The 15,271-nt window shown below is 69.9% G+C and carries 15 protein-coding genes; 12 read left to right on the forward strand and 3 right to left on the reverse strand.

Translation table 11 applies throughout. The annotated features are described in order from the left end of the window. Window positions 1-264 precede the first annotated feature (264 nt). On the reverse strand, window positions 265-555 hold the full coding sequence (locus ACFSL4_RS33235; protein ID WP_381091261.1) for a hypothetical protein: 291 nt from the start codon (window positions 553-555) through the stop codon (window positions 265-267). 424 nt (window positions 556-979) lie between these two features. On the opposite strand from ACFSL4_RS33235, the gene ACFSL4_RS33240 reads away from it, so the two are divergent. After that, a complete protein-coding gene (locus tag ACFSL4_RS33240; protein WP_381091263.1) occupies window positions 980-2,320 on the forward strand; it encodes a ferredoxin reductase family protein in 1,341 nt (446 codons plus the stop codon). A 546-nt stretch (window positions 2,321-2,866) separates the two neighbouring features. Here the strand turns inward: ACFSL4_RS33240 and ACFSL4_RS33245 are convergent. Then, the gene (locus ACFSL4_RS33245; RefSeq protein WP_381091265.1) at window positions 2,867-3,460 is read right to left on the reverse strand and encodes a CGNR zinc finger domain-containing protein; all 594 of its coding nucleotides are present in this window, start codon (window positions 3,458-3,460) and stop codon (window positions 2,867-2,869) included. Window positions 3,461-3,547: 87 nt separating this feature from the next. On the opposite strand from ACFSL4_RS33245, the gene ACFSL4_RS33250 reads away from it, so the two are divergent. The 9 genes from ACFSL4_RS33250 to ACFSL4_RS33290 all read left to right on the forward strand — a co-directional run bounded on the left by ACFSL4_RS33250 (window position 3,548) and on the right by ACFSL4_RS33290 (window position 13,460). After that, window positions 3,548-4,351 (forward strand): MBL fold metallo-hydrolase, encoded by an 804-nt coding sequence (locus ACFSL4_RS33250; protein WP_381091267.1) that lies wholly within the window; start codon window positions 3,548-3,550, stop codon window positions 4,349-4,351. A 648-nt stretch (window positions 4,352-4,999) separates the two neighbouring features. Then, window positions 5,000-5,938, forward strand: coding sequence for a protein NO VEIN domain-containing protein (locus tag ACFSL4_RS33255; RefSeq protein ID WP_381091330.1), 939 nt, complete (start codon window positions 5,000-5,002; stop codon window positions 5,936-5,938). Between the two features lie 307 nt (window positions 5,939-6,245). Further along, complete coding sequence (locus ACFSL4_RS33260; protein ID WP_381091269.1) at window positions 6,246-6,857, forward strand: DUF429 domain-containing protein; 612 nt, start codon at window positions 6,246-6,248, stop codon at window positions 6,855-6,857. After that, a complete protein-coding gene (locus tag ACFSL4_RS33265; RefSeq protein WP_381091271.1) occupies window positions 6,833-7,474 on the forward strand; it encodes a hypothetical protein in 642 nt (213 codons plus the stop codon). Before ACFSL4_RS33260 ends, ACFSL4_RS33265 begins: the two co-directional genes overlap by 25 nt. A gap of 209 nt (window positions 7,475-7,683) precedes the next feature. Beyond that, window positions 7,684-9,357, forward strand: a complete 1,674-nt coding sequence (locus tag ACFSL4_RS33270; RefSeq protein ID WP_381091273.1) for a DUF262 domain-containing protein — start codon at window positions 7,684-7,686, stop codon at window positions 9,355-9,357. A gap of 219 nt (window positions 9,358-9,576) precedes the next feature. Beyond that, a complete protein-coding gene (locus ACFSL4_RS33275) occupies window positions 9,577-12,000 on the forward strand; it encodes an AAA family ATPase (protein WP_381091275.1) in 2,424 nt (807 codons plus the stop codon). Then, entirely contained in the window at window positions 11,997-12,446 is a 450-nt protein-coding gene (locus ACFSL4_RS33280; protein ID WP_381091277.1) for a hypothetical protein, read from the forward strand. The genes ACFSL4_RS33275 and ACFSL4_RS33280 overlap by 4 nt, the downstream gene beginning before the upstream one ends. Before the next feature lie 169 nt (window positions 12,447-12,615). Further along, window positions 12,616-12,936, forward strand: a complete 321-nt coding sequence (locus ACFSL4_RS33285) for a helix-turn-helix domain-containing protein (protein WP_381091279.1) — start codon at window positions 12,616-12,618, stop codon at window positions 12,934-12,936. A gap of 305 nt (window positions 12,937-13,241) precedes the next feature. Beyond that, on the forward strand, window positions 13,242-13,460 hold the full coding sequence (locus ACFSL4_RS33290; RefSeq protein WP_381091281.1) for a hypothetical protein: 219 nt from the start codon (window positions 13,242-13,244) through the stop codon (window positions 13,458-13,460). Here ACFSL4_RS33290 and ACFSL4_RS33295 read toward each other — a convergent pair. Next, window positions 13,434-13,946 (reverse strand): ATP-binding protein, encoded by a 513-nt coding sequence (locus ACFSL4_RS33295; RefSeq protein ID WP_381091283.1) that lies wholly within the window; start codon window positions 13,944-13,946, stop codon window positions 13,434-13,436. The genes ACFSL4_RS33290 and ACFSL4_RS33295 overlap by 27 nt on opposite strands. A 167-nt stretch (window positions 13,947-14,113) precedes the next feature. Here ACFSL4_RS33295 and ACFSL4_RS33300 point away from each other — a divergent pair, with 167 nt between their 5' ends. Both ACFSL4_RS33300 and ACFSL4_RS33305 read left to right on the forward strand, forming a co-directional pair. Continuing rightward, on the forward strand, window positions 14,114-14,986 hold the full coding sequence (locus ACFSL4_RS33300) for a helix-turn-helix domain-containing protein (protein WP_381091284.1): 873 nt from the start codon (window positions 14,114-14,116) through the stop codon (window positions 14,984-14,986). A 2-nt stretch (window positions 14,987-14,988) separates the two neighbouring features. After that, entirely contained in the window at window positions 14,989-15,171 is a 183-nt protein-coding gene (locus ACFSL4_RS33305; protein ID WP_381091286.1) for a DUF397 domain-containing protein, read from the forward strand. The last annotated feature ends 100 nt before the right edge of the window (window positions 15,172-15,271 follow it).

Genomic DNA, 15,271 nt, shown 5'->3' on the forward strand with positions numbered 1-15,271 from the left:
CCCGGTGGGGCGGGAGCCGGTCCCGCCCGGGGCGGGCTCGCTCGCGGTTCATGCGCAGCGCCGCCTTGCACGCGCTCGCGTCCTGTCCGGGAACGGACCGGCCGGATGCGAGCCTCAGGACGGAGCGTCCTTGGGGGGAGAGCGCGCGACTCGGGTCGAGCGGCCCCTGTGACCCGCAGGCTGCTGGAAGCATCAAGTCGAGTGCCAACTGCCGTGTGTACAACACACGAAGGCACCCTGCACCGCGGCTCGCCGAGCACCGCTTCAGAACGCCGCCGTCACCGCAGCGGCGATCAGGAGGTAAGCGATCACGGCGCCGAGGACGACTCCCACCATGGACAGGGCTTTCCAGGTGGGGGCCAGCGCGGCGCGGGCGATCTTGAGGTTGGTGACCATGCCGAGCGCGCCGATGAACCCGCCGATCAATCCACCGATGAGGAGCAGACCCAAGGGGAGGGCCGCGAGTATGCCTTGCCACATGGGAAGATTGCGGATTTGACCGAACCGGTCATTCCTTTTTGGGGTATCCAGGTTGAGGTCGGGCATTTTGGTCACATGAACTTCCTCGGCAGCAGGGGAGTTGAGAGTGTGAAGATTCTAGAACTGCCGAATCGCGCATGGAAACCGTCCAGGGTGCCCCCGCAGCAGGACGCCAGACGGACGGGAACGGTCGTGAGCTGCGGTCTTCCGGGGCGCGGGTGACAGTGGAGGCCGTGTTCCCTCCTGCGCGCGCTTGTTGAGGATGTCGTTGATCCGTGCCCCTCCACGGGAGTGGTCCGCCCGGACGTGTGCAGATCCGGTTCGTCCGGCTCACGTACCACATGGCGGTCAGATCGGATTGTTCCGGCATGAACGGATCGGGCCCGCGCGCCGTATCTTTACCCGACCGAGGTGCGCATTCCGGCCGAATACCTCGGTCTTCACGGGGTTTGTGCACACGGTCCGCGAGTACTGCGGCCACGGGGGATGGGAGACAACCATGACGGCGGCGAGCAACACGGTGCGCAGAGGCACCGTTCTTCCGGTGGACGCGGCGCGCTGGGCGTTGTGGACGTTCGTCCTCGTCAACGTGGTGATCGTCGAGGCGCTGTTCCTCAGCGCCGGTTCGGGCAAGAACGGGGTGCTCACGGTCGCCAAGTTCTTCGGACTGCACGCAGCCCTGCTGATGCTGTTCCAACTGCTGCTGGTGGCCCGGCTGCCGTGGCTGGACCGCCGCATCGGGATGGACCGGCTCACGGTGTGGCACCGCTGGGTCGGGTTCTCCCTGCTGTGGACCGTCCTCACCCATGCCACGCTGGTGGTGCTCGGCTATGCGAACCTCGACGACACGTCCATGGGGAAGACGTTCGTCGCGCTGAGCGGGGTGCCGGCCTCCCTGCTGGGCATGCTCGCCGCGGCCGTCCTCGTCGGGATCGCCGTGATCTCCACCCGCTCCCTGCGGCGGCGGCTGCGGTACGAGGTCTGGCACGGGCTGCACCTGCTGCTCTACGCGGCCCTGGGCCTGGCGTTCGCGCACCAGTTGCAGGAGACCACGACGTTCACGTCCTCCGCGTTCGCCACGGCCTACTGGTGGACCCTGTGGCTGTTCGCCTTCAGCGCCCTGGTGACCGGGCGATTCGCCATGCCGCTGTGGCGCAACGCCTACCACCGGTTCCGCGTCGCGGCCGTGGTACCGGAGTCGGACAACGTGGTCTCCGTGTACGTCACCGGCCGACACCTCGACAAACTCCCCGCCCGGGCGGGTCAGTTCTGCATCTGGCGGTTCCCCGGGCACAACCACTGGTGGTCGGCCAACCCTTTCTCCCTGTCGGCGGCGCCCAACGGACGGGGGCTGCGCCTCACGGCGAAGGCGGCGGGCAGCACCAGCGCCGGCCTGCGGAACGTCCCGGTCGGCAGCCACGCCTTCGTCGAGGGACCGTACGGCGCGTTCACCTCGCTGCACCGGACCCGGCCCGGCATCCTGCTGATCGCCGGCGGCGTGGGGATCACGCCCGTGCGGGCCCTGCTGGAAGAACAGACGACCGGCGACGTCGTCGTGCTGTACCGGGTGCGCAGCGAGGCCGACGCCGTGCTGCTGGACGAGGTGCGCCACCTGGTCGCGCTACGGGGCGGACGGTTGCACCTGTTCACCGGCAGGACGGGCGAGGACGGCGTCCCGCCGTTCGGCCCGAGCGGCCTGCACCGGCTGGTCCCCGACATCACCGAACGCGACGTGTACGTCTGCGGCCCGCCCGCCATGACCACGGTCGTGCTCTCCGGCCTGCGAGACCTTCGGGTCCCCGTGCGACAGGTGCACGCCGAGAGGTTCGGCCTGGCCTGACCCGGAAAGGGGCCCGACGTCCAGACCTGCGCGTCGGGACCCGCCACAGGCCGATCCGGGCCCGACGCGTCAGGCGCGGATCGGCGACGGGCCGGGGACAAGGACATCATGGGCGCCTGGACACCGTGAACGCCGGAACGGCGCAGACGGACTCCGGGCTCGACCAGATGAACCAGGGTGCGGCGGAGGCCAACGCCGGACCCCTGCATGAGAACGCCGGTATCGGCCGCGCCAACAGCGGCATGTCCCTGATGGACAAGGGGATCAGCGAGGCGAACAAGGCCCTGGCCGGGCGCGACAAGGCCGTCGGGGACATGACCAAGGGGTTCGAGCCGCCGAACCACATCACCCCCGGCCGGATCGACCTCGACTTCTCCCGCTGGGGGCCTCTCCGGCAGCAAGAGGTCCTTTTCTCGGCTGCTTCGGCGAAGTCTTCGGTAGCGGCTTCGTCGCGAGAGATCGGGCAGCGGATGTTCGGCACTTCGGGCAGCAGCGGGCCTGGGCGTTGTTCGATTCAGCGCTGGTGGTGGCTGGGCGGTTGCGGCGTCATCGGGAGGTGGTGCGGCGGGCGTAGGCGCGGGCGGCGCGGGCGCGGTCGCCGCAGCGGGTGGAGCACCAGTGGCGGCGGCCGTAGCGGAGCAGGTAGCGGTTGCAGGGGGCGGAGCCGCATGCGGTGAGGCGCTCCGCGTCGGGGGCCGTGAGCAGGTCGGCGGCGTCAGCGGCGAGGACGGCCAGGGCGTGGTCGACGATCGCGGTGGTGGGGTGGGGGGTGGCGCGGTGGGGGCCGGTCTTGTCGTCCCACTGCAGCAGCGGGGCGGTGGGGACGCGGGTCATCGCGTCGTTGATGGCCCTGACCGCGGCGGGGAGGGCGGGCAGACCCTCGGCGCGGGAGGCGAACAGCGACCTGATCTGTTCGCGCAGCGAGCGCAGCTGCGCCGCACACGTCTCCCGCATGCCCGCGTCGACCGGCGCGAGACCGCGTTCCGTCAGCCACCGATTCGCCTGCACCGGAGTGCCCAGGAGATCGACCGTGTGCCCGCCGGGCAGCGCGATCGCGCTGTTGGCGAGGGCGAGGGAGAGGTGCTCTTCCTCGCCCTGTGCGGGCGGCAGACCGGGCTGTCCGATCACGGGCTCCTTCATGCTCCTCATGGTACGGCTTGCGTGTATCCGTGAGAAGCAACTACGGTCATCTCACGGTTACATAGCATCCATCCGTGAGGTGTTGTCGTGTCTTCTCTTCCCGCAACGACCAGCGAGTTCCCTGTCCGTGTCTTCGGCGGCCCGACCGCCCTCTTCGAGTACGGCGGCTTGCGGTTCCTGACCGATCCGACCTTCGACGGCCCCGGCGACTACGGCCGGCCCGGCCGCCCGGTCCTGACCAAGACCGCCCCCTCCACCGGCGCCCCCGCGGACCTCGGCCGCATCGACGTGGTCCTGCTCTCGCACGACGAGCACGCCGACAATCTCGACACCTCCGGCCGGGCCCTGCTCACCGGCGTTCCCCTCACCCTGACCACACGCGGCGGCAGCGAGCGCCTGGGCGAGAGCCTGGGGGAGAAGGCCACGAGCCTGGCCGACTGGGAATCCATCGAACTGGACCGCCCCGACGGCGGCACGGTCACCGTGACCGGTGTCCCCGCCATCCACGGCCCCGGCCCCCGCGAGGAGGTCGAGCCGGTCACCGGCGAGGTCGTCGGCTTCGTACTGAGCGGCGAGGGCCTGCCCACCGTCTATGTCAGCGGCGACAACGCCTCCCTCGACGCGGTTAGGGAGATCGCCGACCGCTTCGCCCCCATCGGCACCGCCTTCCTCTTCGCCGGCGCGCCCCGCTTCCCCGTCCTCTTCGACAACCGGCCGATCGTCCTGGACAGCGCCCAGGCCGCCGAGGCCGCCCGGATCCTCGGCGCCGGCCGCGTGGTCCCCGTCCACTACGACAGCTGGGCCCACTTCACCGAAGGCCGCGACGACCTGGTCGCCGCCTTCACCACCGCGGGCCTGGCCGACCGCCTGGACTGGGGCCGGCGAAACTGACCTCCGGCGCCTGAAGCGCCAACGGCACCGGCGAGACCTTCGCGCCGCTCACAGCCTGAGCACTCGGCCTTCGCAGCCCCCTGCCGATCCCACGCGTTCTGCCAGCAGGGCCACCGGGTGGTGAAGCGTGACCCAACCCCGCGCCACCTCACTTGTCCCCATCGTCACCCTGCAGCAGTGGCGGGGATCGAAGTCCTCGAACTGGGCGATGCGGTCGCCATTGACGGCCCGGGCAGCGCGGGCCAGCGACATATGCGTCGTCGGCAAGGCCGTTGGTGGGTCGGGCCACTCGGCTTGAAGGGAACACAGATCGCGGGTGGCCGAGTCCGGGCGCACCAGCGGGCCCTCGTTGAAGCGGGGCGGGCGCAAGCTGACGGGACATCGGCCGGTGATCGGTTCCGCGAAGATGAGGCGGGACCTCGCCCCTCTCGCCCTGTGTCTGGCCTGCGTTGCCAAGTCCTCAGCCGCGGAACTCGGTTATATGAAAATCTGATCGTCATGCGGAATGGTCATGGAGCTCAGCCGATCGTTGGGATCGACGCAGAAGCAGGCGGTCACGGAGGAAGACAGTTGCCGAGGCACGAGGACAGCCGCACGGACGACCTTCCTGCCCCCCTCGAACCTCCGTCGCGGACGGTCTCCTTCGTGATGGTCCACGTCGGCCAATCGCCCGAGACCCAGCGCAACCTGCAATACGGGATCGAAACCCGGTCGTGGGGGTTCCCTCTGTGGAGGCCCGAGTACCGGTCCGCGCGCCCACGCTTCGCTGTGCTGGCCACGGGAGTGGGGCCGCGCGTGCAACTTGATGTGTGGAGTACCAAGAGGATCACTCTGTACCTGTTCGAAGTACGGGAGAACTTCTACGAGGCAGAGGCTCCTCACTGGCCGGACGAGGAAGCCGCGAGCCTCATCAAGTACCCGGTGCGCTTCGGCATCGAGCCGTTGGCTGTACTCCACGATGTCCGTCTCGATGAGGACGGTCCGCTCGGAATCGCTGCCAGTGACGCCATACGTGTCTCAGGGACTCAACAAGGCAGAGGCATGCTCGTTGACATGGATCCGCAGCCGTTGCTCGATGCGGCGGGGATCCCGGCGAGCTGGTCCGAACAGCAGACAGTCCCCCTGAACCGCACACCCGGCTTCACCGCGGAGCAGGTGAAGCCGCCCAAGTCACCGAAGCGGCCCTCCAGCGGAGCGGGCTTCGTCTCCGACCCCAAGAAGCGCAAGGCCATCGAACTGCATGCGGAGGACATGGCAGTTGCTCACTACGAGGGGGAGGGCTGGGCAGTCGAACGCCTCGGCAAGCCGTACGACCTCCACTGCACACGTGGCCGGGAAGAGCGCCGCGTTGAGGTGAAGGGGACAACGGGAGCGGCCACAAGCGTCGACCTGACGATCAACGAGGTCGAGCATGCCCGGAACCCGCAGAACACCGTGGACCTGTTTGTGGTCAGCGACATCAAGGTGGACATGCGGACCGACAACTACACAGCGAGTGGTGGCAGGGTGTTGCACCTCCATGACTGGGCGCCGGCTGAGGAGGACCTGAGGCCGAGGAGCTTTGAGTACCGACTACCGCAGGCCTGATTGCCTGGGTGCACAGTCAGGGGATTCCGGGAGCCCCACTGGCCCTCTTGTCTCCGTGTCCACCGCCCCTATGGTGGTCCTCCGTGCCTGTTCTTCGCAGGGGCCGCTCTGCCTATGGCAAGGTCGGGAGCGGGCCGCTGAATGATCCGGACCGTCGTCCGGCTGAAGCGGTAGAACGTTGGCAGAGGTCGTAGGTGCGAGTTTCCGGCAGGGCACAGACAGATGAAGACGGCGGCTGGCGGTGGTTTCTGGGACTGTGGGTGCTGCTACGTTGCGGCTCGGGCTTGTGCGCGAGGGGCGGGGTGGGATGGACGTCCTTGGGGTCGACGCCTGTGGTAAGCAGGGGTGGGTGGGGATCAGGCTCACGGACGGCGCGTACGCGGGCAGCCTGGTGGATCCCCGGCTCGAGAGGCTGATCGAGCGCGCCGCCGAGGTGGATATGATCGCGGTGGACATACCGTTGGGCCTGGTCGAGAAGGGCTGGCGTGCAGCAGATCTCGCGGCCAGGGCGCTGCTCGGGATGCGGCGCAGCAGCGTTTTCCCCATAGCGCCGAGGATGGCGTGGCAGGAGCAGGACTACAGGGCGGCCGCCGACCGATGTCAGGAGCTCACCGGCAATCGGCTGAGCCGGCAGGCGTGGGCGCTGAGACCGAAGCTGCTTGAGGCGCGGGCGTGTTGGCTCGCCGATGAGCGGATCCACGAGGTCCACCCCGAGGTGTCCTTCTACGCCTTGGCCGGCGGAGTGCCGCTGGCTTACGCCAAGAAGACCTGGCGCGGTCAGAACCTGCGCCGCTCCCTGCTTGCCGAGGCCGGGTTCGTGCTCCCGGACGAGATTGGCGAGGCGGACCGCATTCCCGTGGACGACGTGCTCGAACGGATGGGTTCGGCGCCGACGTGTTCGAGCGTTGGCTCGACCTGATCGACAAGCTCGTGCGACTGGCCGCCGAGGTCGGCACCCCCGCGGGGGCGGAACCGTTGCTGCTGCCAGAGGAAGCGGTCGCGATCCTCAAGCGCTCCCGACTGGACGCGACCGTGCAGAAGATGCGTTGCCTGCACGTCTCGAGCCTCGTCCGGGCGGAGCTGGCGCGGGAGGTCGAGCAGGACGGGGTCATCGTGCGGACGGCGATGAGCCGGGGCCAGGGCATCGTGGAGATGTTCACCGCGGAGACGGCCCCCTGCTTCGGCTGGCAGATCCAGGAAGGCCAGTTCCGGCTGGTCTACCTGACCGGCTCAGGCCCCGGCCACGGGCCCGGCCCGACGCGGCGGGCGGCCCGCGAACAGGAGGCCCGCGCCTACGCCGACTACTTCTGCTTCGACCGGGCGCGCACCCTGCTGGGCGACACCGGTCCCGAGCGACCTGTAACCGCCCCGAATGCTCCGTTGGCCTTCAACGGGTTCGCGCCCGACTTCGTCTACCGGAGCATCCCCGCGCCAGACCTGGCGATCGAGCAGGTCGTCCGGCTCGGTGTCACCTATGCGCGGCGGGCGTTGAGGTGGCACGCAGACGCGTGGGGCAAGGGAGACGGGCGCGGCTGAGCGCTGACTGAGAGGGATGACGGACTTCCGGTCCCTGCTGAACCTGATGCCGGACGCGGCGGGTGCTCACGCTGTCGTCGATACAGCAGTGGACGGTGAAGCCCTCGTCCAGGCGTGGGATGGTCCTGCTGCCATGGAATCGCCGCTGGTGCAGAGTAGTTGCGTCGGATTAGGGCCGCGGAGCTCCATATTTCCGACATCATCGGGGCATGCAGAAGCTCGAGGCGCACGAGATGCCCTTGCACAAGGTGTTCAGCAGTGACTACGACTTCCAGATACCTGACTACCAGCGTCCCTATGCCTGGCAGGAGGAGCAGGCGGCTCAACTGCTGATGGACCTGCAGGAAGCCCTGGACCGTGGGACGGGTGAGCCGTACTTCCTCGGATCCGTTGTGCTCGTCAAGAACAGCGCGGTCCCCAAGGCGGATGTCATCGACGGCCAGCAGCGCCTCACGACCCTGACCATCCTCCTGTCGGTTCTACGCGACCTGACCGACGATCCGGAACTACGCGGCGACCTCGACCGGCTGGTAATGGAGCCCGGGGCCAAGATCCGTGGGCTCGCCCCGAGGCCGCGGCTCGCTCTGCGAAGCCGTGACGCGGACTTCTTCGAGAAGTACGTGCAGACGAAGGGCGCGGTGGGCACTCTGCTGACGCTCAAGGAGGAAGCCCTGCGGACCGACGCGCAGAAGGCCGTTCTCCGCAACGCGACAGTCCTTCACGGCACCCTCACCGCGTTGACCGAGGAACGCCGGCTGGAACTGGCTCAGATGCTCGCCGAGCGGACGTTCCTGGTCGTCGTCAGCACTCCTGACCTCGATAGCGCACACCGGATCTTCAGCGTCATGAACTCCCGCGGCCTGGACCTGTCCCCCACCGACATCTTCAAGTCGCAGATAATCGGGGATCTCGGGGCGGAGGCGTCCGAGGCGTGCGCCACCACCTGGGAGGACGCCGAGGAGATGCTGGGGCGCGACGACTTCGCGGAACTCTTCCTCCACCTGCGGATGATCTTCGCCAAGAAGCGGGCGGAACAGGAGCTGCTCAAGGAGTTCCCGGAGCAGGTGCTCAGCCGCTACCTCCCCGGCAGGGCCGAGGCCTTCGTCCATGACGTCGTCCGGCCGTATGCCGAGGCCTATGCCCAGATCCGTGAAGCACGTTATGAGTCCGCTTCGGGTGCGGAGGCGGTCAACGCCTGGTTCAGGAGGCTCCAGCAGGTCGACAACTACGACTGGCGGCCCGCCGCCCTCTGGGCACTGCGCCACCACGAGGACGACCCGGCATGGCTCGACACGTTCATGCGGGCCTTGGAGCGGCTGTCGGCCAGCATGTTCGTCCGCCGCGTCTACACGACCCCTCGCGTCACACGCTACGCCGAGCTGCTTCGGCAGCTCGACGAAGGACAGGGCCTCGACTCCCCGGCCCTCGAACTGAGGGACGACGAGAAGGCCGAGACCCGGTCCAGGCTCGACGGCGATCTCTATCTGGTCGGCAAGATCCGCAAGTACGTGCTGCTGCGGCTCGACGAGGTGCTGGCCCGCGGGCAGGGAGTGACGTACGACCACCCGCTCATCACCGTGGAGCACGTGCTGCCGCAGACCCCGAAGGCCGATTCGCAGTGGGTCGGACTGTTCGAAGAGGAGCAGCGTGCCCAGTGGACGCACCGTCTGGGAAACCTGGTGCTGCTGAACCGCGCCAAGAACTCGGCCGCCCAGAACTACGACTTCACCGCCAAGAAGGCCAAGTACTTCACCGGCCGCGGGGGAGTGGTCCCCTTCGCGCTGACCAGCCAGGTGCTCCAGCACGCCGAGTGGACCCCTGAGGTGCTGAAGGCCAGGCAGGAGGAGCTGCTGGGGGTGCTCTTCGAGGAGTGGCGTCTGTGAGTACGGGTGCCGGGGTGTCACGCCCCGGCCCCGGGCCCAATGATCTCCACGAAGTTCCAAAGAGTTCCATTATTGGGTCTGTGTGGGCTATGGTCGTCCACAACTCACGGCACACGGCCCCGCGTTGCACCGCTGCTCCCGTGCGCCCCCTGTCGTCCTGTTGCCGCCGGCCAGTCCGGCCCCTCGCTCCGCAGTCGTCGCCTCCACGGGAGTCCCGTCATGCCCGTACCCGCCGATCCCGCCCCGGACCCGTCTCCCGCAGGGCCGCCCGCCCAGGAGCCGGCGGCCGGTACACTCGCCCATCTCATCGCCGGGCGGCTCGCCGACTCGGACCTCGACGAGGGCACCCGGGCCCTCCTCCTCACCGCCTTCCAGGACGACGGCCCGGCACGCGGCCGGATGCCCGGCGCCTACCTGCAGTCCGTCACGGTCAGCGGCTTCCGCGGCATCGGCCGCACCACACGCCTCCCCCTTACCCCCGGCCCGGGGCTCACCCTGGTCACCGGCCGCAACGGATCCGGCAAGTCGAGCTTCGCGGAGGCCGTGGAGATAGCGCTGACCGGCGACAACGCCCGCTGGCGCGGCCGCAGCGACATCTGGCGCAAGAGCTGGCGCAACCTCCACCACGGCCAGCAACCCCAGGTCGCCGTGGAGTTGCGCATCGACGGCGATCCGGAGCCGGCCACCGTGCTGCGCACCTGGCACGGGGACGACGTCGCCGACTCCACCGCCGAACTCGAGCGGCCCGGCCACGATTCCGTCCCCCTCCCGGACCTCGGCTGGCAGGAGGACCTGGCCACCTACCGCCCCTTCCTGTCGTACTCCGAGCTCGGCCAGGTGATCGGGGGCAGGCCCAGCGAGATGTACGACGCCGTCGCCTCCATCCTCGGGCTGGAGCAACTCGCCGCCGCCGACAAGTGGTTGCGCGAGCTGGCCCGCGAGTACGAGGCGCCCGCCAAGGAAGCCAAGGCCGAACTGCCCGCCCTGCTCACCCTCCTGGACGGCACCGACGACCCCCGCGCCCGGGCCGCCCGCACCGCACTGAGCGGGCGGCGCCCGGACCTCGCGCGAGCGGCCGAACTGGCCGCCGGGACCGGCCCGGCGGACGAGTCACTCCTGTTCGACCTGCGCCGCCGCTCCACCCTGACCGGACCCGACACCGAGGCGGTCGCCACGGCCGTGACCCGGCTGCGCGAAGCCATCGCCTCCACCGAGGACCTGCGGGGCACGTCCGCCGAGGACGCGCTGCGCCGCGCCGAACTCCTCGCCCGCGCGCTCGCCCACCACCGCGCCCACCCCGCCCTCGACACCTGCCCGGTGTGCGGCGGCACGGCCCGCCTCGACGAGGAATGGGCACGGGACGCCGCCGAGCAGGAACACCGGCTGCGCGTCGAGGCCGAGCAGGTCCTCACCGCCCGCAGGGAACTCGACGCGGCCGCGCAGGCCGTCCGCGACCTGGCCGCGGCGCCCCCCGACTGGCTGCCGCCCGAGATCGCCGCCGCCTGGGACGACTGGCTGCGGTGCCGTACCGTCTCCGACCCGACCGTACTGGCGTCCGTCTCCGAGAACGCCGCACGGACCGCCGCCGACGCCGCATGGGTCACCCGTCAGCAGGCCGCGGAGCGCCTCGCCGACCAGGACGACACCTGGCGCGACGCCGCGCGGGCGCTCGCCGCCTGGCTGGACAAGGCCCACGCGGCCGAGCAGGCGGCCCCGCACATGGCCCGCGTCAAGGCCGCCCAGAAGTGGCTCAAGGTCGCCCATGACGAGATCCGCGCCGACCGGATGCGGCCCATCGCCGAGGACGCCCAGCGCATCTGGTCCAACCTGCGCCAGCAGAGCAACGTCGCCCTCGGCCCGGTCCGCCTGGGCGGCTCAGGAACCCAGCGCAAGGTCGCCCTCGACGTGACCGTCGACGACATCGACGCCCCCGCGCTCGGCGTCATGAGCCAGGGGGAACTCCACTCCCTCGCCCTGTCCCTCTTCCTCCCGCGCACCTTCCTCCCGGAGAACCCCTTCCGGTTCCTCGTCATCGACGACCCGGTGCAGTCCATGGACCCCGCCAAGGTGGACGGCCTCGCCCGCGTCCTCGCGCTCCTCGCCGAGCACCGCCAGGTCGTCGTCTTCACCCACGACACCCGCCTGCCGCAGGCCCTGAAGTACCTGCGGCTGCCCGCCACCGTCCTCACGGTCGACCGCCGTGAGCGCTCCGCTGTACGGGTCCGCTCCGGCGACGACCCCGTCAAACAGGCCCTCAACGACGCGAAGGCGCTCGCCAGGACCCGCGACCTGCCCGGCGACGTCGTAGCCCGGGTCCTGCCCGGCCTGTGCCGCACCGCGCTGGAGGCCGCCCTCCTTGAACCGGCCCGGCGCCGGCTCCTCGGCACGGGCCTGCCGCACGCCGAGATCGAGCAGCGCATCGCCAAGGCCCACAAGCTCACCGAACTGGCCTCCCTCGCCCTCTACGGGGAAACCGACCGGGTGGGCGAGACCATGACCGACCTCACCCGGGCCTACGGCCAGCAGGCCACCGACCACATCCGGTGGTGCAACAAGGGCTCCCACGAAGCCGTACCCGTCGACAACGCGGAGGAGATCATCCGCCGCACCGCGGACCTCGCGAAGGCGGTGCGAACCCTGTGACCACGATCCGCCCGGCCACACCCGTTCCGTCTGCGCGCCCGCCCCGGCTCCCCGCGACCCTCCCGCCTCCGCCGCCGCCCACCTCGACCCCCGAGGAACTGCTCGCGGGCGCGGACCGGCTGCTCGGCACGGCCACCGCCTCCACCACGGGCGTCTGGCCGCGCGCCGTGGCACTGCTGCTGCGCCACGCCCTCGAAGAGGCCCTGCGCCGCTACTGGCAGCCCCGCAAACCGCAGCTGTCCCGCTGCCCGCCGCACGCCCAGGCCCTGTGCCTGGAGTCCTACGCCGATCCCGACACGGCCCGCCGCTGGTCGGCGACCTGGGCCGGCCTCAGCCGGGCCTGCCACTACCACGGGTACGAGCTGGCTCCCACGCAGGGGGAGCTGCTTGCCTGGCGGGACGACGTCCAGCGGGTGCTGGACGCCCTGGCGAGGGGAACGGCGTAGCCGGCCGCCGGGCGTCCACGGCGGTCGTCGTGCCATGATCCGACGATGGTCACCGGTCGCGGGGCCGGGATCCACGCGACCGGTATCCCGTCCCTGAGGTACCGCACACCAGGTGCGCTACGGGCAGTGGCTGGCTTACCTGGAACAACGGCGCGAAGGAGAGTGAGCAATGGACACGTTCCACCCCTGGGACGAGGTAAGGGACGAGATCTTCGACGAGGACGATCTCGACGAGATCAGGGCGGGCGCCCAAAGGCTGGTTGCGCAGGCGCGCGCCCACCGGCTGGCCGAGGTACGTCAGGAACTCGGTCTCACCCAGAGCGAGGTTGCGGCGCGTATGCATGTCCGCCAGGAGCGGGTGTCCGCCATCGAACGCGGTAAGGCCGTCTCGACGGAGGTCGGCACCGTGGCGGCATACGTCGCCGCGCTCGGCGGCAAGCTGGAGATCGTCGCGAACTTCGGTGGCACCCGCGTCGTCATCGCTCGGTGACCCAGCCCCCACGCAGGTGGAGCTGCTGGCCCTGGCGGGACGACGTCGAGCGGGCCCATGCCGGAAGGTGGGGCCATTCACTCGCCGACCGCAAGGCGAAGGCGGTGGCCCTCCACGAGGGACTGCGCACGGTTCCGCACCGTGCGCTGGTGCTCCGCCCCGGTCCCTCGCTCAGGTGCGGCGCCCCCAGTCGGCGCTGGTGTACGCCCTGTCCGGCGTCCTGAAGGACTGCAACGTCCCTCAGGCCCGTACGTCCGAGCCGCCCATGCGTGAGGCGAAGGCGGGCCGTCCGGAGTGTCTGGCCTGTGCGACGGGCCCGGACCTCGCGGATCGGCGGCGCATCGGCACCGCTCTGGGGCGGGTGGCCCCTGCCGGCGAAGAAGCGGCCGGACGCGGTGGACGCCTGGGTGGCCCTGGCAGCGGCCCGGCACAGCAGTGCGGTGGTCTTCACCACCGACCCGGGGGACATCCATGTCTGCCTGACGGTCCTCGCGCCGTCAGACGTACACGTGGTCGCCGTCTGACGGTCGACTGTCACGCGGGAGTGCGTTTGTCGCGCACGTCCGGGCCGAGGTCTCGCAGGCGCACTCGGCCCAGACTGTCTTGCCGCCGGGCGGGTACGGCTCGACGCCCCAGCGGTCGGCGAGGGCGGTGACCAGGAGCAGGCCGCGGCCGGACTCGGCGTCGAGGGGCGTTCCGCATTCCGCCGGCGGCGACGGGATGCGCTCGCCCCGGGCGTCGGTGACGGCGATGCGGAGCAGGCCGGCCGTGGCGTCGAGGGTGAGTGTGAGCCGGAAGTCGCGGCTTCGAACGCGACCGTGCAAGTAGGCGTTGGTGGCGAGTTCGGCCACGATCTGCTCGGCGCGCTCGGTGACCCTGGGTGACACGGGCCACGCGCGGAGCTGCTCGGCGGCGAGGAGACGGGCGAGCCGGGCTCCTCGGCGGGTGGACGACAGAAGCTGGGAGAACATGTGTACGGGGGCGTTGAGTTGGGGTGTCGTTGCGCGCATGGGGCCACGGTGACGGGTGCGCGGGGCGCGTTCCAGAGGTGCCGTCCGTACGTTGTGTCAGCGTACGGGCACATTCCGTGGACGGTACGACGGTTCATGCGTCACGCTGGGTGCGGTCGGGTGGGGAACGGCGAACAGCGCGGGAACGGAACCGGAGGTGGCCGCGGATGACCGGCGGCGGTGCGGTGGACGACGAGGACATGCCGGGCGGCGAGGCGGACCGGGAGCCCGATCCCTCGGACAGCCTGCGGACGTTCGGGGCCTTCCTGCAGGCACTGCGCGAGCACGCCGGGTACAGCAGGACCGAGTTCGCGAACCTGGTGAGCTTCTCCAAGCACACGGTGGAATCGGTGGAGTTGGGCCGGCGAATGCCCGACGTGGCGCTGGTGGAGCGCTCCGAGGAGGCGCTGGGGAACACGGGGGCGCTGCGGAAGGCGTCGAAGTACGTGACCCGGGGGCGCGGGGATGCCGGGCTCGCGGCGTGGTTCCGGCAGTGGGCCCGCCTGGAGCGGGTGGCGGTGAGCCTGTGCACGTACGAGTGCCGGCTGGTGCCGGGGTTGTTGCAGTCGGAGGGGTATGCGCGGGCGGTGTTCGAGGGGACCGTTCCGGTGGCGCCGGACAGTCTGCTGGAAGACTTCATGGCCCGGCGGATGGAGCGGCAGCAGATGCTGTTCGAGCGACCGACGATGCCGTTCAGCTTCATCGTCGAAGAGCACGTCTTCCGGCGTTGGTTCGGGGATCTGGAGCAGATGCGGCAGATGCTCGACCATGTGCTGGAGCTGAGCACACCGCGGAACGTGACGCTTCAAGTCGTGCCGTTGGAGGCAGGGTTGCATGCCTGTCTGGATGGCCCGGTGCGGCTTCTGGAGACTCCCAGGGGGCAGCGATACGCGTACTCCGAGGGACAACAGAACGGCCGTCTGATCTCCGACGTGAAAGAGGTGAGCCTCCTCTGCCAGCGCTATGACACACTGCGCTCGCAGGCCCTGAACGCCAAGGACTCGCGGGGTCTGCTGGAGCGACTCCGAGGAGAGCTATGAGCATGACGCCGGAACTGGCGTGGTTCAAATCCAGCTACAGCGGCAGTCAGGGTGACGACTGCGTGGAGGTCGCCATCACCGAACAGGCCGTGTACGTAAGGGACTCCAAGGAAGTGTCGCGTCCTCACTTCGCCGTCGGCCGCGAGGAGTGGTCGCGGTTCGTGGGGTTCGCAACAGAGGTGTGAGGGACACGGGCGCCGGCAGCCGGTGACCCCGTTGCAGCGATGCCTCGGTCCCGCATAGCGTTCAGCGCGCTGGTGGGGGAGACCCTGTGGTCTCCCTCCA

The sequence above is a fragment of the Streptomyces caeni genome (assembly GCF_042678285.1).
Taxonomy (GTDB): domain Bacteria; phylum Actinomycetota; class Actinomycetes; order Streptomycetales; family Streptomycetaceae; genus Streptomyces; species Streptomyces caeni.